This is a genomic window from Curvibacter sp. GW821-FHT01G03 (assembly GCF_059422285.1).
On the sequence record NZ_JBWKWP010000002.1, the window covers coordinates 347632 to 367882 of the forward strand.

The window sequence follows — 20251 nt, forward strand, 5'->3', positions numbered from 1 at the left end:
GGCTGAAAGCTGGGCTGAAGATCCGTTCAAGCATCAGGCGCAAGACGAGGGTGGGCGGGTTGAGGGGGCTGGGGTCGGTTCAAGGTGGGCGGCTGGTTGGAGACGATACGTCAGTCACAACTTTTAACAAGAGGTGAACCCAGGCTTTTCTCCTCCGGTCTGCGCTGGATCAGCCCATCAAGGCCTGTCAGGGCCGCATGCAGCAGCAGCATGATGGTCTTGCCGTCCTGGATTCGGCCGTCATAGACCCTGTCCAGGGCTTCTTGCAGGGGCATTTCCAGCACCTCGATGTCTTCGCCCTCCTCGGCCAGGCCGCCCTGGGTGGCGGCGCTGCCGGGCGTGTATTCGGCGCAGAACAGATGCAGCCGCTGGCTCACCGAGCCCGGGCTCATGTAGGCCTGGAACACCGGCTGCAGGTGTTCCACACGCAGCCCCATCTCCTCTTCGATTTCGCGGCGGGCGCACGACTCGGGGCTGTCGGCCGGGTCGATCAGGCCGGCGCAGGTCTCGATCAACTGTCCTTCGCCCCCTTCTTTGAGCCACACCGGCAGGCGGAACTGGCGCGTCAGCAGCACCGTGGCCTGGGCCCGGTTGTACAGCAGCACCGAGGCCCCGTCGCCCAGGTGGTAGACCTCGCGGGCGGTGTTCAGGGTGCGGCCGTCGCGGGTCTGCAGCTCAAATCGGGTCTTGCTCAGCCGAGTCCAGTCGTTGGCCAGCTCCTGGGTGCCGAGCAGGCGCACACCGGGCGGTCCGCTGTCGGTGCTGCTGTCGGTGCGCTTGTCGGGGGAGTTCATTGGCAGCTGAACTTCACCGCGCTGCCGTTGGTGGTCTGGCTGCCGCTGCCAGTGCCGGTCGGACTGATGGCGCAACTGCCCGAGGCTGGCTGGGCCGTGATGCCGTAGCTGTAGCTGGCCCCCACTGGCAGGTAGTAGGTGAGGGTGCCGTTCGAGGCCGTGAAGGTCTGGGTCATGGTGTCACTCTGGTCGGGCGAGCTGCCCGTGGGGTAGCTGAAGGTCATGCTCAGGCCCAGCGAGGTGCCGCTGGCCAGTCCGCTGACGGTCAGCGTGTGAGCGTATTGGGTGAAGCAGCTCAACACCAGCGACACCCCGCCCGGCGGCAGGGTGCCGTCCGCCGCGTTGCAGGCGTAGGCGCGCAGGGCCGGGAACTGCGAATAAACCCGGTAGCGCGTGCCTACCGGGATCAGCGTGGCAAAGCTGAAGCCGGGCTTGGCCACGGTCAGTGCGGCGGTGTCTCCGGTGCTGCTGACCACCAGGGTCAGGGGGCCCAGCAGACCATTGGCCGTGCCGCTGAGGGCAAACGAGCCAGGGCCGCAATTGAGTTGCACATTGCTCACGTTCAAGCCGGCCATGGTGCCCTTGCCATTGCCCACGCTGCAGTACTGGTTGGTGGGCTGGGTGGGCACTGTCACGTCGTAGGGCGTACCGTAGGCCAGTGCCTGCGGGAAGATGAAGGTGGTGCTGGTGCCCGTGGCAGGCACGGGGATCGGCAGGGTCTGGCCATTGCTGGCCACCACCAGGCCACTGCCCGTGAGGCCGCTGACGCTGCCACCCAGGGTGGTGGCGCTGCTGCTGCAGCTGATCTGGACGTTGCTCACAGCGCTGCCGGTGATGCTGCCGCTGCCGTTGCTCACGCTGCAGGTCTGGCCCGAGGGCTGGGTCTGCACCTGCACGTTGTAGGCGGTGCCTGCGGCCACGGGCGTGGCGAAGGTGAACTGGGTGGCGTTGGCGGCCACGGTGAGGCTCTGGCCCAGGGCGCTCAACACCAGGCCGCTGCCCGTGAGGCCGCTGATGCTGCCACCCAGGCTGTAGCTGGCGCTGCTGCAGCTGACGGTCACCGAGTTGACCGCGCTGGCTCCCATGGTGCCGCTGCCATTGGCCACCGAGCAGGTGGCGCCCACGGGCTGCGCCCGAACCACCACGTTGTAATTGACGCCCACGGCCACGCCCGCCGGAAAGCTCCAGCTCACCGCATTGGCTGGCACGTTGACGCTTTGTGCCGTGATGCCCAACACCAGCCCGCTGGTGCTCAGGCCGCTCACGCTGCCGCTCAAGGGGTAGGTGTTGAGCACGCACTGCACCTGCACCGAGGTGATGGGGGCGACGCTGGTGACGGTGCCACCTCCGTTGTTGACGGCGCAGGTGGCGCCATTGGGCTGGGTCTGCACGGTCACCCAGTAGCTGGCACCCAGGGTCAGGTTGCTGGGGAAGGTGAAGCTGCTGGCATTGGCCGGCACGCTCACGGTCTGGCTGCCATTGGCCAGCACCAGGCCGCTGGCGGTGCCCAGGCCGCTGACACTGCCACCCAGGCTGGCCACGCTGGTGCCGCACACCACGGCCACATTGGTCAGGGCGGCTGCGCCCATGGTGCCGCTGCCGTTGTTCACGCTGCAGCTCAGGCCGCTGGGCTGGCTGGCCACGCTCACGCTGTAGTTGGCCCCGGGGGCGATCAGGCGGCTGAAGGCGAAGTTGGCGGCGCCTGCACTCACAAACACCGTGTCGTTGCCGTTTTTCAGGCTCAGGCCCGTGGCCGAGCCCAGGCCGCTGATGCTGCCGCCCAGGCTGTAGCGGGTACCGATCACCGTCGGGGTGGTGGCGGTGTTGCTGATGGCCAGGCCGTTGAGCAACTGGTCGTAGCCGGTGTTGGTGTTGGTCAGCAAGGTGCTGACCGGGTCGAAGGTGCTGGTGCTCAGCCCGGCGGCGGTGATCTGGCTGCCGAGGTTGCTGTTCAGGTTGGCCTTGGCCTGGGCCAACGCGGTGCTGTTGGCGGCCAGCAGGGTCGGGGTGAGGCGCGACGAGCCCGACTGGCCGGCGGCGCTCACCACGTCCGAGGCCAGCTTGTCGGTCAGGCCGGTCAGGTTCAGCACGATGAAGCTGCGCGCCACCGGGGCGGTGGTGCCGGGGGCAAACCAGCGTGAGCCATCCGGCTTGGTCACCACCCCGACCATGGGGGGCACAAAGCCGTCGATGCGGGCATGGTAGATGCCGTTGCTGTTGGTGGTGGCACTCACGCTGTGGCCGGCGCTGTCGGTGATGGTGACGGGCGCATTGGCCAGCACGGTGCCATCGGCGGCGGCCCCGTTGATGCCGGCGGCGCTGGTCACGCCCCCATCAAAGCTGCTGGACTGGGTGACGCCATAGCTGTCCACCATGGGCGTGCTGGTGCTGCCGCCGCCACCCCCCCCTCCGCAAGCCACCAGGGCCAGGGAACTCCACATGAGGCCCAGGAGGCTGATGGCGCGTGTCGTCTTGTTCATGCTTCTGTCTTGTTCGGTTGATGGGACGTCGGTCTGAGGTCTATCACCCACTGTTTGTAACACGCCGAAACACCGCCGCAAGGGCCTCAGGTGTGGGCTTGGTCACGGTGGGCCGCGATACCCGAACCCAGAGACCCCTGGGTGGACTGTGCTGTTGCCGTGTGATGGTTAAAATACTGTATAAATAAACAGTTCAAAGTCACGTCACCCCCTCGATTCACCATGTCAGCCCTTCTTCTGGATGCGATTCCCAGCCTTTGGCGCGCCAGCGACCTGGGGCGCAGCGCAGCACCGGTGTGCCCCAGCGGTTTTGCCGCGCTGGATGCCGAACTGCCTGGCGGGGGCTGGCCCTGCGGCCAGCTCACGGAGGTGCTGCAGCCCGAGGCGGGCTGGCGTGAGTGGCGCTTGCTGGCCCCCAGCCTGGCGCGGCTGTCTCAGCAAGGCTCGGTGGTGCTGGTGGGGCCGCCGCTGGTGCCGCATTTGCCGGCGCTGGCCTGGCAGGGGCTGGCGCTGAGCTCCCTGATCTGGGTGCAGGCGAGCAGTCCGGCCGAGCGCCTGTGGGCCGCCGAGCAGGCCCTGCGTTGTCAGGCGCTGGCAGCCTTGCTGGTCTGGCTGCCACAGGGCCTGTCATCAGGCCTGTCGCAGGGCCTGCGGCGCCTGCAGCTGGCGGCCCAGGCCGGGCGCCAGGCCTGCCCGCCTGGCCTGTGGGCCTTGCGCCCCTGGGTGGCTCGGCAGCAGGCCTCGCCCGCACCGCTGCGCCTGGGCCTGCGCGCCGGCCCGACCGACGCACTGGAGGTGCAGGTGCTCAAGCGGCGTGGCCGGGTGCTCGAGCAGGCCTTGCTGTTGCCTGCGGCCCGGCCTTCGCCCTTGCGGGCCGGGCCGGCCTCTTCGCCACAGCACCCGCCACCGCACACACCTTCGCAGACCCCGGTGGCCCCATCCCCCAACCCTTTCAAACCGGATCGCCATGTGGTGGATCGCGCTCTTGCCCGACCCCTTGGCTGAGCCCGGACCGGCGCTGGCGTGGTGGGCCCTGGGCTACACGCCGCGCGTGGCCCGGCTGCAGGGCGCCGTGGTGCTGGAGGTGCAGGCCAGCCTGCGCCTGTTCGGGGGGGCGCCGGCCTTGCTGCGCCGTCTGATGGCCGAGGCCGGTGCCCTGGGCGTGCAGCGCATCGGTGTGGCCCCCACGGCCTGGGCAGCCCTGGCCCTGGCGCGTTCGCTGCCCCCTGGGCAACGGCGCCTGCGCCGCTGTCATGCGGCCCGGCTGGCGGCCGCGCTGGATGCCTTGCCATTGCAGGCGCTGCCCGAGGTGGCGCAGCATGCCGAGCTGCTCCAGCAGCTGGGGTGCCAGACCCTGGGCCAGGTGCGGGCCTTGCCCCGCGCCGGCCTGGCGCGCCGTTTCGGGGCCGATCTGTCCGGCGCCCTGGACCGCGCCCACGGTCAACGGCCCGAGGTGTTTGACTGGCAGGTGCTGCCCGAGCAGTTCGAGCAGCATCTGGCCTGCCCCAGTCTGGTGGAGCAGGCGGCAGGCCTGATGTGGGGGGCGCGCCAGTTGCTGCAGGCTCTGGCCGTGTGGCTGGCGGCACGCCACAGCGGCGTGACCGGGGTGCGTCTGGCCTGGCGGCATGACCCGCGCCGGGGGTGCGAGCCGGGGGCTGAGCTGGTGGTGCACACGGCCCAAGCCACGCGTGAAGTGGCCCACCTGGAGCGCCTGCTGGCTGAACACCTGGCCCGGCTCACGCTGGCCGCGCCGGTGCAGGCCCTGAGCCTGCAGGCGCTGGGGGTGCAGCACTGGGGGCCCGACAGTGCCAGCCTGTTGCCCCAGGACCTGGCCGGGGGCGAGCCCCTGCCGATCTGCCTGGAGCGGCTGAGCGCGCGCCTGGGCCCAGGGCGGGTGCTGGCGGGCCGATTGCAGGCCGACCACCGGCCTCAGCACATGCAGCACTGGCAGCCCGCCATCGAGCGGCCGGCCTCTCCGGCCACGATTCGGCCAGCGCCCGCCACCGCCTGGCAGCCCCCCTGGTTGCTGCCCGAACCCGAGCCGCTGCGCCTGGTCGGCGAGCGTCCGCAGTATGGCGGCCCGCTGACCCTGTTGGCCGGCCCTGAACGGCTGGAGGCCGGCTGGTGGGATGGGCCCGGCGCGACCGACCCCGACCTGACCCTGCGCGACTACTTCATTGCCCGCAGTGCCCGGGCCGGCTTGCTGTGGGTGTTTCGCGTGCGCCCCTTGAACGCTCACCAGGGCAGCCCGACGCGCTGGTTTCTGCACGGGGTGTTCGGATGACCCCGCCCGCACACCCTGCCTCGCCCCTGCCGGCCTATGCCGAGCTGCAATGCGTGTCGAACTTCAGTTTTCTGCGCGGCGCGGCCTGGCCGCAAGACTTGGTGGCGCGCGCCCAAGCCCTGGACTACGAGGCATTGGCCCTGACCGACGAGTGCTCGGTGGCCGGCGTCGTGCGCGCCCATGGCGAGGCCAAGCGCCTGGGTTTCAAGCTGATCATCGGGGCCCAGTTTGGCCTGCCGCCCGAGCCGGCGCTGGGTGATCCGGGCGGGCAACTGGTGCTGCTGGCCTGCAACCGACGCGGTTATGGCCAGCTGTGCCAGTTGATCACCCAGGTGCGGGCGGGCCAGCCCAAGGGCGAATACCAGCTGGGCTGGGCCGATCTGCAGGCCAGCCCGGCGCGGCTGGCCGATTGCCTGGCCTTGTGGAGCCCCGATCGTGATCAGCCCCCTGAGACCGAGGCTCTGGCCCAGGTGGCCCAGGGGTTGGCGGCCAGCTTTCCGGGGCGGGCCTGGCTGGCCGTGCGCCGCTGGCTGCGCATGGACGATGCCCGCTGGCTGGAGGCCCTGCAGGCCGTGGGCCACGCCTGCGGCCTGCCCCTGGTGGCGGTGGGCGATGTGCACCTGCACCGGCGTTCGGACAAGCCGCTGCACGACGTGCTCAGCGCGATCCGCCTGCGTCGCCCGGTGGCCGAGTGCGGCCTGGAACTGCAGGCCAATGCCGAGGCGCATCTGCGCTCCCGGCTGCGCCTGGCCAGCTTGTTTCCGCCCGAGCTGCTGGCCGAGAGCGTGCGCGTGGCCGCCCGCTGCCGCTTCAGCCTGGATGAGCTGCGTTACGAATACCCGCCGGCCCTGGTACCAACCGGCCTGAGCCCGGCCCAGCACCTGCGCCAGGCGGTCGAGGCTGGGGTGCGGCGCCGCTACCCCCAGGGGGCGCCCGAGGCGGTGCGGGCTCAACTGGCGCACGAACTGGCCTTGATCAACGAGCTGGGCTATGAGAAGTACTTCCTCACCGTGCACGATGTGGTGTGCTTTGCCCGTCAGCGCCACATCCTGTGCCAGGGCCGGGGCTCGGCCGCCAATTCGGCGGTGTGCTTCTGCCTGGGCATCACCGAGATCGATCCGAGCCGCCACAGCCTGTTGTTCGAGCGTTTCATCAGCCGCGCCCGCAAGGAGCCCCCCGACATCGATGTCGACTTCGAGCACCAGCGCCGAGAAGAGGTCATCCAGTACCTGTACGGCAAGTATGGTCGGGGGCATGCTGCTCTGGTGGCGGTGGTGATCTGTTACCGAGCGCGCAGCGCCATCCGAGATGTGGGCTTTGCCTTGGGGGTGCCCGCGGCGGTGGTGGAGGTGCTGGCGCGCCACCAGCAGTGGTGGGATGCGCCGGCCGACCTGGAGCCGCGTTTGCAGAGCCTGGGGTTGCCCCTGGACGCCGCTTTGTTGCAGCGCTGGCTGGCCTTGACGCAGCAGGTGCTGGGCTTTCCGCGCCACCTGTCGCAGCACCCGGGCGGCTTTGTGCTGAGTGGCGAGCGCCTGGATGCCACCGTGCCCGTGGTGCATGCCCGCATGGCGGGGCGCACCTGCATCGAGTGGGACAAGGACGACATCGACGACGTGGGCCTGCTCAAGGTCGATGTGCTGGCCCTGGGCATGCTCAGCGCGTTGCAGCGCAGCTTTCAGTTCATGGGGCAGTGGCATGGCCGGCCCTTCGGCCTGGCCGATGTGCCCGGCGAAGACGGGCCCACCTACGACATGCTGTGCCGGGCCGACACGGTGGGGGTGTTCCAGGTCGAGTCGCGGGCCCAGCAAAGCATGTTGCCCAGGTTGAGGCCGCGTGAGTTCTATGACCTGGTGGTGCAGGTGGCCATCGTGCGGCCCGGGCCCATTCAGGGCGGCATGGTGCATCCCTACCTGCGCCGGCGCCAGGGCCTGGAGCCTGAAGTTTGTCCGCCTGGCCTGGAGGTGGCTTTGAGCCGCACCAAGGGCGTGCCCATCTTCCAGGAGCAGGTCATGCAGATCGCCATGATCGCGGCCGGTTTCAGCGCCGAGGAGGCCGACCACCTGCGCCGCAGCATGGCGGCCTGGAAGCGCAAGGGCGGCATCGGCCACCTGCGTGAGCGCCTGTTCGAGGGCATGCGTGTGCGTGGCTACACGCCCGAGTTTGCCGAAGCGATCTTCAAGCAGATGGAGGGTTTTGGTGAGTACGGCTTTCCGGAAAGCCATGCGGCCAGCTTTGCCTTGCTGGCCTATGCCAGCGCCTGGATCAAGTGTCACGAGCCGGCCTGTTTTCTGGCCGCCTTGCTGAACTCGCAGCCCATGGGCTTTTATGGCCCCTCTCAATTGGTGCAGGACGCACGCCGCCATGGTGTGGAGGTGCGGCCGGTGGATGTATTGCACAGCGACTGGCTGAGCACCCTGGAGCCCCCAGGCTGGGCTGGGGCGCACCAGCCCGCGGTGCGCTTGGGCCTGCAGCAGGTCAAGGGCCTGAGCGAGGCCGCCGCCCGGCGTGTGCTGCAGTTGCGCCGCCGCGGCCAGCCCCTGAGCGTGGAGCGCCTGGCCCGTGAGGCCGGGCTGGACGCGGGCGACCTGGCCGCGCTGGCGGCCGCCAATGCCCTGGAGGGCCTGGCCGGGCACCGCCGCCAGCAGGTGTGGCAGAGCGCTGCGTTGCACCGCGCGCCCCGCCTGTTGCAGCACGCGCCGGTGCATGAAGCCCCGCTGGCCCTGCCCGTGGCCAGCGAGGCCGAAGCCCTGGCCCTGGACTACCAGGCCCTGGGTTTGAGCCTGGGGCGTCATCCGCTGGCCTTGCTGCGCTCCGAACTGGCACGGCGCCACATCTTCAGTGCCGAGCAGTTGCAGGCGGTGCCTGGGCGACGGCGCGTGCAGGCCTGCGGCCTGGTCACGGTGCGCCAACGCCCGGGCACGGCCAAGGGCACGGTGTTTGTCACGCTCGAAGACGAGACGGGTGTGGTCAACGTGATCGTGTGGGCCCCGGTGGTGGCCGAGCAACGCGAGGCCTTGCTGGGCTCGCGCCTGATGGCGGTGGACGGGCTGTGGCAGCGCGAGGGCGATGTCTGCCACCTGGTGGCGCGTCGCCTGCACAACCTCAATGCGATGCTGGACCAGACCCTGGGGACGATGCGCCCACGCAGTCGCGACTTTCACTGACCTTGTCGCCGGTCGTGCGGCGCTGGCGCCGAGCGATGAGGGGGGCGGCCCAACTGCCACCGCCCAGCAAACCCAGACCACAGGCCAGGCCCAGCAAGCCCCAAGGGCCGAGCAGCGGGATGCTGTTCAAGGTGGATGGCCTGTCCTCCGTGGGCGGCTGGGGGCCATTGTTGGGGGCCGGCCCCAGGATGCGGATGTCCAGCGGGATGAGGTCGGGCGTGTCACCGGCCACCAGCGTGCTGCCCGGGCTCCACCAGCCGGTGTCAGGCAGGCTCAAGGTGTGCTCGGGTGCGAGCACGGCCGCGCTGATCTGCTGCGCCAGCACCTCGCAGGTCTCGCCGTCCTGCAGCAGCGCACTTTGACTGACCTGAGGGGCTTGCACGAGCAACACCTGCAGGCCGGAGTGACTGCAACGCAAGTTCAACTCGATGCGGGGAGGGGTCTGGATGGCGCGGCTGTCGCCCAGGTAACGGGGCTGCACCCGCAGGGTGGCGCTCAGCACCGGTCGGATGGGCAGCAGCAGCTCGACCGGGTTGGTGTCGGGGGCGATCACCCTGGGGTTGTCGCCCACCCACTGGCCGCTTGGGGGCTGCCGCAATTGCCAGCCCCGTGGCAGTTGGGCGGCGTGCGCCATTCGGGCCACCAGCAGGCACGACTCCTGGGCCTGCAGACCTTCGATCCAGCCCACCGCGGGCGGCGTGAAGCTGACCGACTGGGTGCCCGAACGATCGCACTGGCTTTGGATCTGGAGTTGCGGCGCTTGCAGGATTTTGAGCGCATCGCCGTCGTAGCGCACCTGGATGCTCAGGGCGGCCTGCATCGGCCCCGGGGGCGGTTCTTCAGGGGGCGCTTCTGTCGGTGTCTCGGGGGGGCTCTCGGTCGGGGTTTCCGGGCCTGGATCTGTTGTGTTCTGTTCGTCGGTCGGTGGGTCGGGCAGGTCGCCCTGGAAATCGTAGTTGTGGAATTCGCTGCCCTGGCCATCCTGGGTCAGGTCGCCTGCCACCAGCACCCGTCCGTTCAGACCGGGCAAGGCGTTGTACAGCGCGCCTTGCGCCACCAGCACGCTGCCCTGCCATTGAGCCCCACCGCCCAGTTTCACCAGGCTGGCCGCAGGAAAGTTCCACAGCATGCGCCGGGTGAGTTCGGTGTCGAACTGAAAGCCGCCGCGACCCGCGGTGTCGCTCATGTCGTAGTACTGCAGGCTGACGGTCTGGGTGCCCAGGTGGTTGATCAGCACCGTGGCGCCCGCCGGGATGTCTTTCAGGCGCAGGCCTCCGCTGGGCAGGTCGGCCCGCAGATGAAACACCTGCAGAGCCGACTGCCCGTCGCCCTGAAGCACCATCGGATGCTGCCCATGCACCGTGCCGGTGGGGGGCAGGGTGGCCCAATGGGCGCTGCGCTGGGCCAGGCGGATGAAGTCCACCGGCGCTGCGGGTGGGGGCGTCTGGTAGCGCACGCCGCCGCGCGCCTGCACCTGACCCGCCCCCACACTAGAGCCGCCAACGATGACGTTGGAGCGCAGATTGGGCTGACCCACGGCCAGGATGGCGCTGGCCGCCACGGGCTGGATCTGCCCGCCCACCACCAGGTGCGGGGGGCTGCTGGCCTGATCCGCGTCCGGCGGTACCACGCAGGCCCCGGCGCCCACTTGCACCAGGTTGTAGTAAGCCTGGGTGCGCAGCACCAGATTGCCGGCCACGAACACGCGGCCCTCGGTTTCACTGCCCTTCAGCACCTGGAAGTTGCCACCGACCACCAGCGACCAGGCCTGGTCACGACCTTCGGCCCCCAGCTTCCGGCAGGCCGCTGGCGGCTGGTAGCGGCTGGGGCAGTCGGGGCCCAGACAAGGGCCGGTTTCGACACCCAGGCCGCTGCCAGCGTGAGAAGACGTGCCGAGCAGGGCGCTCAGGCTGAGCAAGATCCGGAAGCCAGGGTGGAAAAGGGCAGAAGTCATGGCGGAACAGCGTTCATTTGCACCATCTTCCGTCGCTGACGCGAACGGCTTTTGTTGCAAATAAGCAGGCGGTTTGCCGCGATGCAAGGCTTGTCAGCAGGTGCTTTGGACAGGGGCCGGCAGCCCTGCTGCGCCAAGAGGGCGCACCTGGTTTTGCCCAGCAAAAAGCCCCTGGCCGCAAGGCTCAGGGGCTGCACAGATCGGGGGCGCCGAAGAGGCGCCGGTCGATCAGGGGGCTGGGATCACAGCGAGTCGATGAAGCTGCGCAGCTTGTCGCTGCGGCTCGGGTGCTTGAGCTTGCGCAAGGCCTTGGCTTCGATCTGACGGATGCGTTCGCGGGTCACGTCAAACTGCTTGCCCACTTCTTCGAGGGTGTGGTCGGTGGACATTTCGATGCCGAAGCGCATGCGCAACACTTTGGCTTCGCGCGGGGTCAGGCCGTCGAGGATGTCCTTGACCACATCGCGCAGACCGGCCTGCATGGCGGCGTCGATCGGGGCGGTGTTGGAGCCGTCCTCGATGAAGTCGCCCAGGTGGCTGTCGTCGTCGTCGCCGATCGGCGTTTCCATGGAGATCGGCTCTTTGGCGATCTTCATGATCTTGCGGATCTTGTCCTCAGGGATCTCCATCTTGGCGGCCAGGATGGAGGCATCAGGCTCGAAGCCGAACTCCTGCAAGTGCTGGCGGCTGATGCGGTTCATCTTGTTGATGGTCTCGATCATGTGCACCGGGATGCGGATCGTGCGGGCCTGGTCCGCGATCGAACGCGTGATGGCCTGACGGATCCACCAGGTGGCGTAGGTCGAGAACTTGTAGCCGCGGCGGTATTCGAACTTGTCGACCGCTTTCATCAGGCCGATGTTGCCCTCCTGGATCAGATCCAGGAACTGCAGACCCCGGTTGGTGTACTTCTTTGCAATCGAGATCACCAGACGCAGGTTGGCCTCGATCATTTCCTTCTTGGCATCGCGCGAGGCGGCTTCGCCTTCGTTCATGCGCTTGTTGATGTCCTTGAGCTCGGACAGCGGCACCACCACGCGAGACTGCACGTCCATCAGCTTTTGCTGCAGTTCCTGGATCGGGGGGATGTTGCGGGCCATCACGGTGGACCAGGGCTTGCCGGCGGCCGCCTGCTTCTCGACCCACTTCAGATTGAGCAGGTTGGGCGGGAAGTCCTTGATGAAGGTTTCCTGGGGCATGCCGCACTTGTCGACGATGATGCGGCGCAGTTCGCGTTCCTTCTTGCGCACGTCATCGACCTGGGCACGCACCAGATCGCACAGCTTCTCGATGGTCTTGGCGGTGAAGCGGATGGTCATGAGCTCGGCAGACAGCTGCTGCTGAGTCTTCATGTAAACGGCGCCGCCGTAACCTTCCTTGTCGTAGATCTTGTGCATCTTCTCGAACAGCTCGCGCAGCTTGTCGAAACGCGACAGGGCTTCGCGCTTGAGTTCTTCGAGTTTCTTGGTCAGGGCCTTGGAGCCGCCCTTGCCGTCGTCGTCGTCGGCTTCGTCGAATTCGTCGAAGTCTTCTTCGGCCACGTAGTCGTCAGCCTCGTTGGCGTTGGAGAAGCCGTCGACGATGGTCGAGATGACGATCTTGCCTTCGCGGATTTCCTCACCCATGTTGAGGATTTCGGCGATGGTGGCGGGGGAGGCCGAGATGGCCTCCATCATGGCCATCAGGCCGCCTTCGATGCGCTTGGCGATTTCGATTTCGCCTTCACGGGTCAGCAGCTCGACCGTGCCCATTTCGCGCATGTACATGCGCACCGGGTCGGTGGTGCGGCCGAATTCGGAGTCCACGGTGGACAGCGCGGCTTCGGCTTCTTCTTCGGCTTCTTCGACCGTGGCAGCGGTCGGGGTCACGTTGTTCTGGAACAGGGTTTCGGCGTCGGGGGTCTGCTCGTACACCGCCACACCCATGTCGTTCAACATGGTGACCACGACTTCCATGGTCTCGGCATCCACCAGCTTGTCGGGCAAGTGGTCGGAGATTTCAACCTGGGTCAGGTAGCCGCGGGTCTTGCCCAGGGTGATCAGGGTCTTCAGGCGCGAGCGGCGCTTGGCCATGTCTTCTTCGGACAGGACAGTCTCGTCCAGGCCGAATTCCTTCATCAGCGCGCGTTCCTTGGCCTTGCTGATCTTCATGCGCAGGGGCTTGACCTTTTCGGTCGTGGCCGCGGCGGGGGTGGCTTCGACTTCACCTTCGAGGTCGGCTTCGATGTCGGACAGGTCCAGATCGTCTTCGCTGGATTCCTTGACCGCATCGGCCTTGGGCTTGCGGCCGCGCTTGGCACCGGTCTTGGGGGTCGCGTCCTTGTCGGCGGCAGCCTTGGGCGGGCGGCCCGGCTTTTTCTTGACCGGAGCGTCTTCGCCAGCGGCCGCGGTGGCCTTGGCAGTCTTTTTCAGTTCGTCGGAGGTGGCTTCAGCCTTGGGTTTCGATGCGGGCACTGTGGTGGCTTTCTTGGCAGACGGGGTCGCCGCCTTGGCACTGGCAGCCGTCTTGGCTGCCGGGGTCTTGGCGGTGGCTTTCGGAGCAACCTGGGCCGGGGCGGTGGACTCGGACTTGACTGGCTTCGCGGACTTTTGAGCGGGCATGGACAACCTCAGGATCAAACAGGGACACAAAGAAACGAGCAAGCGCCACATATCCCGGCGCGGGTGGCACGGCAAAGGGAGGCTTGGCGCAATTTCTTGCAGCTTGTTGCAGCCCTTCGCAGTTGAGAAGCAGGTAGCCGGGCAAGGCCTGGCCACGCGGTTCTCAGGGGCAAGATGTCTGGGCGAACATTTGGTGTGCAGTCCTTGCGGATGGTGGGCGCGTGCCCCGTTTAGGGGTGTGGTGCGGGCCCGGACCGGAGGTGCTGCTGTCGCTCTTGCCGATGCAAACCTTACATTATACCGATGTGGCCGCTTTTCAAGGGCCAGGCGGTACAAGAGTGCTTATTGGATGGCCACGCGCTGCAGATTCAGCTCGAGCTCGGTGCGGCGTTTGAACAGGGCACGGTAGCGTTCCAGGGCGGCCGGATCGTGTCGCACCGCCTCGATGGCCTCTTTTTCTTGCAGTTTGAGCTGCTCAACCAGCATGCGGTTGAGCACCCCGCGCAGCTCGGCACGCAATTCCTTGATTTCACCCTCGGTCTGAGCGTGTGAGCCGGTCATGAGCTTCACCGCCAGCGCTTCGAAGACCTGCCCGCGCAGGCTCTCGCGCAGCACCGCCCAGGGCACGGGCCCGTGTTCGTGGAACTGACTCTCCAGCCAGACGAACAGGGCCCCATGGGGGGGCGGCAACTGGCACAGCATGTCGTGGTCATCGTGGCCGAGGCTTTCCAGCGCGCTCATGTGCGACAGCAGCAGACGGGCCGCATGGTCAGGTCGCGTCACGGGCGGGGTGCGCGGGCCGTCGTCGTTTTCCTCGGGCTTGGCATTCCATTTGCCGCCCTTCCAGCCATCGCGCGAGCCTTTGAACCCGTCTTTTCCGCCCTTGAAGCCGCCCTTGTCGAAGCGCTTGCCGGGGCCGGCCGAGGGGTGGCCGGTGCTGCCGCCGCCGGCATCGGGCCAGGCCCCCTGGCCGCCATCGCCATGCCAGTGGGGGGCGTCATCCGGGCTCGCCTGGCGTTGACCATGGCGCGGAACGGCGCCGGCATCGGGGCTGCCCTGCCACAAGGCTGCCAGGTCGGCGGTGGGCAACTGGGTCAGTTCGGCCAACTCGCCCAGCAACTGGCGCTTGAGCACGCCTTCGGGCAGGGCGCTCCACAGCGGGCGCGCGTTGGCGGCCATGTGGGCGCGGCCCTCGGCCGTGCCCAGGTCGCATTGCTCGCGGGCGGCCTCGATCAGGAAGCGGCTCAGCGGCAGGGCGTCGCCCACATGGCGCGAAAAGGCGTCGGGGCCATATTCACGGATGAAGCTGTCGGGGTCGTGTTCTGCCGGCAGGAACAGAAATTTCACGCTGCGCGTGTCGGTGGCATAGGGGATGGCTCCGTCCAGCGCCTTGCGCGCGGCGCGCCGGCCGGCGGCATCGCCATCGAAGCTGAACACCACCGAGTCGGTGAAGCGGAACAGCTTGTGCACGTGGTCGGCGGTGCAGGCCGTGCCCAGGGTGGCCACCGCGTTGGGGAAACCAAGTTGGGCCAGCGCCACCACGTCCATGTAGCCTTCGGTGACCAGGGCGTAACCCTGCTCGCGCAGCGCCGTGCGGGCCTCGTAAAGGCCATACAGCTCGCGCCCCTTGCTGAACACCGGGGTTTCGGGCGAGTTCAGGTACTTGGGCTTCTCGTCCCCCAGCACACGCCCGCCAAAACCGATGCATTCCCCTTTCACGTTGCGGATCGGGAACATGATCCGGTCACGGAAGCGGTCGTAGCGCCGGCCGTCCTCGTCGCTCACGATCACCAGGCCGCATTCGGCCAGCAGGGGGCTGTCGTACTCGGCAAACACGCTGGCCAGGCTGCGCCAGCCCTCCGGAGCGTAGCCCAGGCCGAAACGCTTGGCCACCTCGCCCGACAGGCCCCGTCCTTTGAGGTAGTTCACGGCCCGGGGCGACACTTTGAGCTGCTTGCGATAGGCGTCGCCTGCTTTTTCAAGCACCTCGCTGAGGCTGAGTTGCTTTTGCCGCTGTTCGGCCGCGCGGGCCTTGTCGTGCGGCGAGACATCGTCATCGGGCACCTGCAAGCCGTATTGCTGAGCCAGGTCTTCCACGGCCTCGCGAAAGCCCATGCCCGCGTGCTCCATCAGGAAGCCGATGGCGTTTCCATTCTTGCCGCAGCCAAAACAATGGAAAAACTGCTTGGACGGGCTGACTGAAAAGGAGGGCGACTTTTCGCCATGGAAGGGGCAAAGGCCCATGAAGTTGGCCCCGGCTTTCTTCAGGGGCACGTAGCGACCCACGATGTCCACCACATCGGTGCGGGCAAGAAGTTCCTGGATGAAAGACTGGGGGATCGTCACCCGCCTATTGTCCCCTTAAACTGTCAGGCGGACGGAACACCTTATATGACAAGCGGCATGCGACCCTCGGCTGGAAGGCGCGCCTTCTGGCGTGCGGGACTGGCGCAGACTGTCGTCTGGGCCAGCGGAGGTGCCTGCGCCCAGGGCTCGGGCGAGGGTGGGGTGGCTGACACCAGTCGCGTCTTGCGGGTGCTGGCCTGGCCAGGCTACGCAGATGCTGACATCGTCAAGGCCTTTGAGCGTCGCTTCGAGGTCCGGGTTGAGCTCACCATCGTGGGGTCTGATGATGTGCTGCGCGAACGCCTGGCCCGGCGCGACCCCGACACTGGTGGGCCACCTTTTGACGTGCTGGCGGCCAACACGGTCGAGTTGCAGCGCTTGCGCGCCCTGAATCAGTTGTCGCCTTTGCCGCTGGCCTGGATTCCCCAGGCGGCGGCCCAACTGCCCCGCTTTCTGAAGCGTGAATCGATTCCGGGCCTGATGCAGGGGTCTCAGCTGTTCGGCATGCCTTTCACCTATGCCGAGATGGGGCTGATCTTCGACCGCCGTCAGATGACCCGTCCGCCGGATTCGATCCAGGCGCTGTGGGATGAGCGCTGGCGTGGCAAGGTGCTGGCATTTGACGGCAGTGCGCACAATTTCTCCATTGCCGCGCAGTCGTCCGGGCTGCCGCCGTTTCGCATCCCTGCCAGCCAGTTTGACCCTCTGGCCCGACATCTGGTGGCCCTGCGCCGCAATGTGCGGGCCTTCTACACCCAGCCGGACGAGTCGGCCGATCTGTTCCGTCGTCATCAGGTGGCCCTGATGTTTGCCAACTACGGTCGCCAGCAACTCAAGCTGTTGCGTGATCAGGGCCTGGATGTGGGCTATACCCTGCCGCGCGAGGGCGCCCTGGCATGGCTGGACTGCTGGGCCATCACCCGCCAGGCACGCAGCCTGACCTTGGCCGCGCGCTGGATCGACACCATGTTGTCGGCTGAGGTCAGCCGTACATTCAGTCAGCGTCAGGGACTGGCCAACACGCTGGAAGAGCCGCCTGAGGTGGCTTCCGGTGCCTCGCTGCTGTGGTTGGAGCCCGTCGAGGACGAAGCCCGCCGGGCGGCGCTCTGGCAGCGCATCCGGGACGGCGAGCGGCCCGAGAGGCTGGCAGCATGAAGCCCGGCGGCATTGCCCTGCGGCTGAGCCTGCTGTTGGTGGCCTTCAGCGCGTTTGCTGCCGGCCTGGCCAGCCACTACACCTTTGTGAGCAGTCGCGCCATGATGACCGAGCGCGCCGAGCGCTACCTGTTGAGCACGACCGAGGTGCTGGCGCGTCACCTGCATTCCAGCCTGCAAAGCGTCTCGCGAGACGCCCTGGGGCTGGCGGCTCATGCGGCCGCCCGGTCCTTGCTGGAAGAGGGGGCAGGGGCTCATGGCCGTGCGCCGCAAGCCGACCGTGAGGTCATGGCTCAAGCTTTCGAGGCCCTGCTGGCCTCCCATCCCGCCTACCTGCAACTGCGGCTGATCACTGCGCGGGAGCATGGCCTGGAGCGGGTGCGGGTGCTGCGCGAGGGCGAGGCGCTGCAGCGTGCGCCGGAGCGCGACATGCGGGAGAAGGGGCATTTCCCCTATGTTTTCGAGGCCCTGGCCCAACCGGCCGGGCAGGTGTATCTGTCTGAGTTCGCGGTCAACCATGACGAGTCTCCGGGGGCCAACGACATGCCCTCATTCACGGTGTCGGCACCTGTGGTGTTTCAGGGGCGCACCCTGGGTGTGGTGGCCTTGCAAGTGGCGGCCCGGCCTTTTCTGCAGGACGTGATGTCCAATCTGCCGGGCGGCTTCCAGCTTTACATGAGCAACCGCTGGGGGGATTGGCTGATGCACCCGGATGCCAGCCAGACCTTCGGGTTTGACCGTGGGCAGCGCGTGTTCATCCAGGACACCTTTCCCGAGGCCCAGGGCTTGATCAATGGGCGGGTCCAGTCGCTGGTCACCCGGGCCAGCGATGCCTATGGCGAACCCCTGGCGGCGGCGTTTGTGCGTTTGCCGGTCGGCGCCGAGGTGGATCAGCGTTTCCTGGTGCTCGGGCTGGCCCAGACGCTCAGCGTCATCGAGGGCGATACACCGCTCCTGGGCCGCAGCATCGTCCAGGTGCTGCTGCTGGTGTGTCTGGCGGCCCTGTTGATGGCGGTGCTGGTGTCGCGGGTGGTCACGGAGCCCCTGAAGGCGATGGTGGCGGCCACCCGCAGCATGGGCAAGGGGCAGCGTGTGATGGGGCTGCCGGTCGAGCGCCAGGATGAGATCGGTGAGCTGGCGCGTGGCTTCCAGCACATGGAGGAGCAGGTCTGGCTGCAGATGTCGCAGCTGCGCAGCCGCCACAACGCCATGGACCACCTGGCCCACCATGACCCGCTGACCAGCCTGCCCAATCGGCGCATGGTGGAAGCGCGCCTGGCCGAGGCCCTGGACCGGGCCGACCGTTCGGGCCTGGTCTGTGCGGTGCTTTTCGTGGACCTGGACCACTTCAAGAACATCAATGATGGCCTGGGCCATGAGGTGGGCGATGCCGTGCTGCGTGCTGTGGCCCAGCGCCTGAGCGATGACCTGCGCGCCGGTGATCTGGTGGGCCGCATGGGCGGCGATGAATTCGTGGTGGTGTGCGAAGGTCTGCAGGGCGAGGCGGATGCCGACCCGATCGCGGCCAAGCTGCAGGCCCAGTTTCTGCAGCCCGTGCTGCACCAGGGGCTGCCGATCCAGGTGCACGCCAGTGTGGGCATCAGCCTGTATCCGCGTGACGGGCACGATGTGCGCAGCCTGCTGTCCGACGCCGATGCGGCCATGTACCGAGCCAAGCAAAGCGGGCGCCTCAGTCGGCCGGCGGCCTGAGTGGCTCAGGCCCTTGTGGGTTGAAACGCCCGCGTAAGGCTGTCGCCGCAAAATGAAACGAGCGCAGCCCGCACTGTCTTATTTCGCACTTCAGGAGACCTCATGACCGCCTTTTATGACCAGGATCTGCCCCGCACCGAAGCCAATCACGCCAGTCTCACCCCCTTGAGCTTCATCGAGCGCACAGCCCAGGTCTACCCCGACCGCCTGGCCATCGTGCACGGGCGTGGTGAGCAGGTTTTGCGCCAGACCTGGGCTCAGACCTACGCACGCTGCCGCCAACTGGCCAGCGCCCTGAGCCGTGCCGGCATCGGCAAGAACGACACCGTGGCCGTGATGTTGCCCAACACCCCGCCCATGGTCGAGGCCCATTTCGGGGTTCCCATGGCCGGGGCCGTGCTCAACTCGCTCAACACCCGGCTTGACCCGGAAACCATTGCCTTCATGCTGGACCATGGCGAGGCCAAGGCGCTGATCGTCGACCCCGAGTTTGCCCTGGTGGTGCAAAAGGCTCTGGCGCTGCGCCAGGCCCAGACCCCGCTGCTGCTGATCGATGTGGAGGATGCCCTCTATGGCGAGGCCCCGCTGCGGCTCGGGCAAACCACCTATGACCAGTTTGTGGCCAGTGGTGACCCTGAATATGCCTGGCAGTTGCCCGCGGACGAGTGGGATGCGATCGCCTTGAACTACACCAGCGGCACCACAGGCAACCCCAAGGGGGTGGTTTACCACCACCGTGGTGCCGCGGTGAATGCCATCTCCAATGTGCTGGAGTGGGACATGCCCAAGTTCTCGGTTTACCTCTGGACCCTGCCCATGTTCCATTGCAACGGCTGGTGTTTCCCGTGGACAGTGGCCGCGCGGGCCGGTGTCAACGTGTGCCTGCGCCGGGTCGACCCCGAGGCCATCTTTGCCATGATGCGCGAGCACGGTGTCACCCATTACTGTGGTGCACCCATCGTGCACGGCCTGCTGGTGAATGCACCGGCCGCCCTGAAGGCCGGTGTGCCGGCCGGCATCCGGGCGATGGTGGCGGGCGCCGCGCCGCCGGCCTCGATGATCGAGGGCATGGAGCAGATGGGGTTTGACCTGACCCATGTCTATGGGCTGACCGAGGTGTATGGACCGGCCACGGTGTGCGCCAAGCACGAAGCCTGGGACGCGCTGGACATCGGCGATCGCGCCCGACTCAACGCTCGCCAGGGCGTGCGCTACCACCTGCAGCGCGATGTGCGCGTGCTTGACCCCGAGACGATGCAGCCGGTGCCGCAGGACGGTGAGACCATGGGCGAGATCATGTTCCGCGGCAACATCGCCATGAAGGGCTACCTGAAGAACCCCAAGGCCACGCAAGAGGCGTTTGCCGGGGGCTGGTTCCACAGCGGCGACCTGGCGGTTCAATACCCGGACGGCTACATCAAGATCAAGGATCGCAGCAAGGACATCATCATCTCGGGTGGCGAGAACATCTCTTCGATCGAAGTCGAAGACGTGCTTTATCGCCACCCCGACGTGCTGGCCGCCGCGGTGGTGGCCAAGCCCGATGCACGCTGGGGCGAAACCCCTTGCGCCTTTGTCGAGTTGAAGGCGGGTGCTGAGACCACGCCCGAAGACATCGTGGCGCATTGCAAGAAGCACCTGGCCGGCTTCAAGGTGCCGCGTGCGGTGGTGTTTGGCGAACTGCCCAAGACCAGTACCGGCAAGATCCAGAAGTTCGAACTGCGCAAGCAGGCGGGCTCGGCCGGCGCGATCGACGTCTGAGGCT

General features: G+C 67.3%; 11 protein-coding genes. 6 read left to right on the forward strand and 5 right to left on the reverse strand.

The window, feature by feature from the left end; translation table 11 throughout:
- Positions 1–110 precede the first annotated feature (110 nt).
- Positions 111–794, reverse strand: coding sequence for an NUDIX domain-containing protein (locus AC07VS_RS03760; RefSeq protein ID WP_494750242.1), 684 nt, complete (start codon positions 792–794; stop codon positions 111–113).
- Positions 791–3274, reverse strand: coding sequence for a beta strand repeat-containing protein (locus AC07VS_RS03765; protein WP_494656418.1), 2484 nt, complete (start codon positions 3272–3274; stop codon positions 791–793). Before AC07VS_RS03765 ends, AC07VS_RS03760 begins: the two co-directional genes overlap by 4 nt.
- Positions 3275–3496: 222 nt before the next feature.
- Between AC07VS_RS03765 and imuA the strand changes: the two genes are divergently transcribed.
- The 3 genes from imuA to AC07VS_RS03780 are packed head-to-tail and all read left to right on the forward strand — an operon-like array spanning position 3497 to position 8722.
- Positions 3497–4279 carry a translesion DNA synthesis-associated protein ImuA gene (imuA, locus tag AC07VS_RS03770; RefSeq protein WP_494750243.1) on the forward strand — a complete coding sequence of 261 codons (783 nt, stop codon included), beginning with the start codon at positions 3497–3499 and terminating at the stop codon, positions 4277–4279.
- On the forward strand, positions 4260–5558 hold the full coding sequence (locus AC07VS_RS03775) for a Y-family DNA polymerase (protein WP_492346928.1): 1299 nt from the start codon (positions 4260–4262) through the stop codon (positions 5556–5558). The genes imuA and AC07VS_RS03775 overlap by 20 nt, the downstream gene beginning before the upstream one ends.
- The gene (locus AC07VS_RS03780; RefSeq protein ID WP_494750244.1) at positions 5555–8722 is read left to right on the forward strand and encodes an error-prone DNA polymerase; all 3168 of its coding nucleotides are present in this window, start codon (positions 5555–5557) and stop codon (positions 8720–8722) included. Before AC07VS_RS03775 ends, AC07VS_RS03780 begins: the two co-directional genes overlap by 4 nt.
- On the opposite strand, the gene AC07VS_RS03785 is transcribed toward AC07VS_RS03780, so the two are convergent.
- The 3 genes from AC07VS_RS03785 to dnaG form a co-directional block, all read right to left on the reverse strand.
- On the reverse strand, positions 8661–10676 hold the full coding sequence (locus AC07VS_RS03785) for a choice-of-anchor A family protein (RefSeq protein WP_494750245.1): 2016 nt from the start codon (positions 10674–10676) through the stop codon (positions 8661–8663). The genes AC07VS_RS03780 and AC07VS_RS03785 overlap by 62 nt on opposite strands.
- Positions 10677–10918: 242 nt before the next feature.
- Complete coding sequence (gene rpoD / locus AC07VS_RS03790) at positions 10919–13276, reverse strand: RNA polymerase sigma factor RpoD (RefSeq protein WP_492346930.1); 2358 nt, start codon at positions 13274–13276, stop codon at positions 10919–10921.
- 342 nt (positions 13277–13618) lie between these two features.
- On the reverse strand, positions 13619–15622 hold the full coding sequence (gene dnaG / locus AC07VS_RS03795) for a DNA primase (protein ID WP_492346931.1): 2004 nt from the start codon (positions 15620–15622) through the stop codon (positions 13619–13621).
- Between the two features lie 57 nt (positions 15623–15679).
- Between dnaG and AC07VS_RS03800 the strand changes: the two genes are divergently transcribed.
- From AC07VS_RS03800 to AC07VS_RS03810, 3 genes are all read left to right on the forward strand, one after another.
- Complete coding sequence (locus AC07VS_RS03800; protein ID WP_494750246.1) at positions 15680–16777, forward strand: ABC transporter substrate-binding protein; 1098 nt, start codon at positions 15680–15682, stop codon at positions 16775–16777.
- A complete protein-coding gene (locus AC07VS_RS03805) occupies positions 16774–18486 on the forward strand; it encodes a diguanylate cyclase domain-containing protein (RefSeq protein ID WP_494750247.1) in 1713 nt (570 codons plus the stop codon). Before AC07VS_RS03800 ends, AC07VS_RS03805 begins: the two co-directional genes overlap by 4 nt.
- 102 nt (positions 18487–18588) lie before the next feature.
- A complete protein-coding gene (locus tag AC07VS_RS03810; RefSeq protein WP_494656423.1) occupies positions 18589–20247 on the forward strand; it encodes an acyl-CoA synthetase in 1659 nt (552 codons plus the stop codon).
- The last annotated feature ends 4 nt before the right edge of the window (positions 20248–20251 follow it).

Excerpts from the sequence above, each read along its gene's own strand:
- imuA (WP_494750243.1), top strand. The coding sequence starts at position 3,497 with ATGTCAGCCCTTCTTCTGGATGCGATTCCCAGCCTTTGGCGCGCCAGC.
- AC07VS_RS03785 (WP_494750245.1), bottom strand. The coding sequence starts at position 10,676 with ATGACTTCTGCCCTTTTCCACCCTGGCTTCCGGATCTTGCTCAGCCTG.
- AC07VS_RS03760 (WP_494750242.1), bottom strand. The coding sequence starts at position 794 with ATGAACTCCCCCGACAAGCGCACCGACAGCAGCACCGACAGCGGACCG.
- AC07VS_RS03805 (WP_494750247.1), top strand. The coding sequence starts at position 16,774 with ATGAAGCCCGGCGGCATTGCCCTGCGGCTGAGCCTGCTGTTGGTGGCC.
- AC07VS_RS03780 (WP_494750244.1), top strand. The coding sequence starts at position 5,555 with ATGACCCCGCCCGCACACCCTGCCTCGCCCCTGCCGGCCTATGCCGAG.
- AC07VS_RS03800 (WP_494750246.1), top strand. The coding sequence starts at position 15,680 with ATGCGACCCTCGGCTGGAAGGCGCGCCTTCTGGCGTGCGGGACTGGCG.
- rpoD (WP_492346930.1), bottom strand. The coding sequence starts at position 13,276 with ATGCCCGCTCAAAAGTCCGCGAAGCCAGTCAAGTCCGAGTCCACCGCC.
- AC07VS_RS03810 (WP_494656423.1), top strand. The coding sequence starts at position 18,589 with ATGACCGCCTTTTATGACCAGGATCTGCCCCGCACCGAAGCCAATCAC.
- AC07VS_RS03765 (WP_494656418.1), bottom strand. The coding sequence starts at position 3,274 with ATGAACAAGACGACACGCGCCATCAGCCTCCTGGGCCTCATGTGGAGT.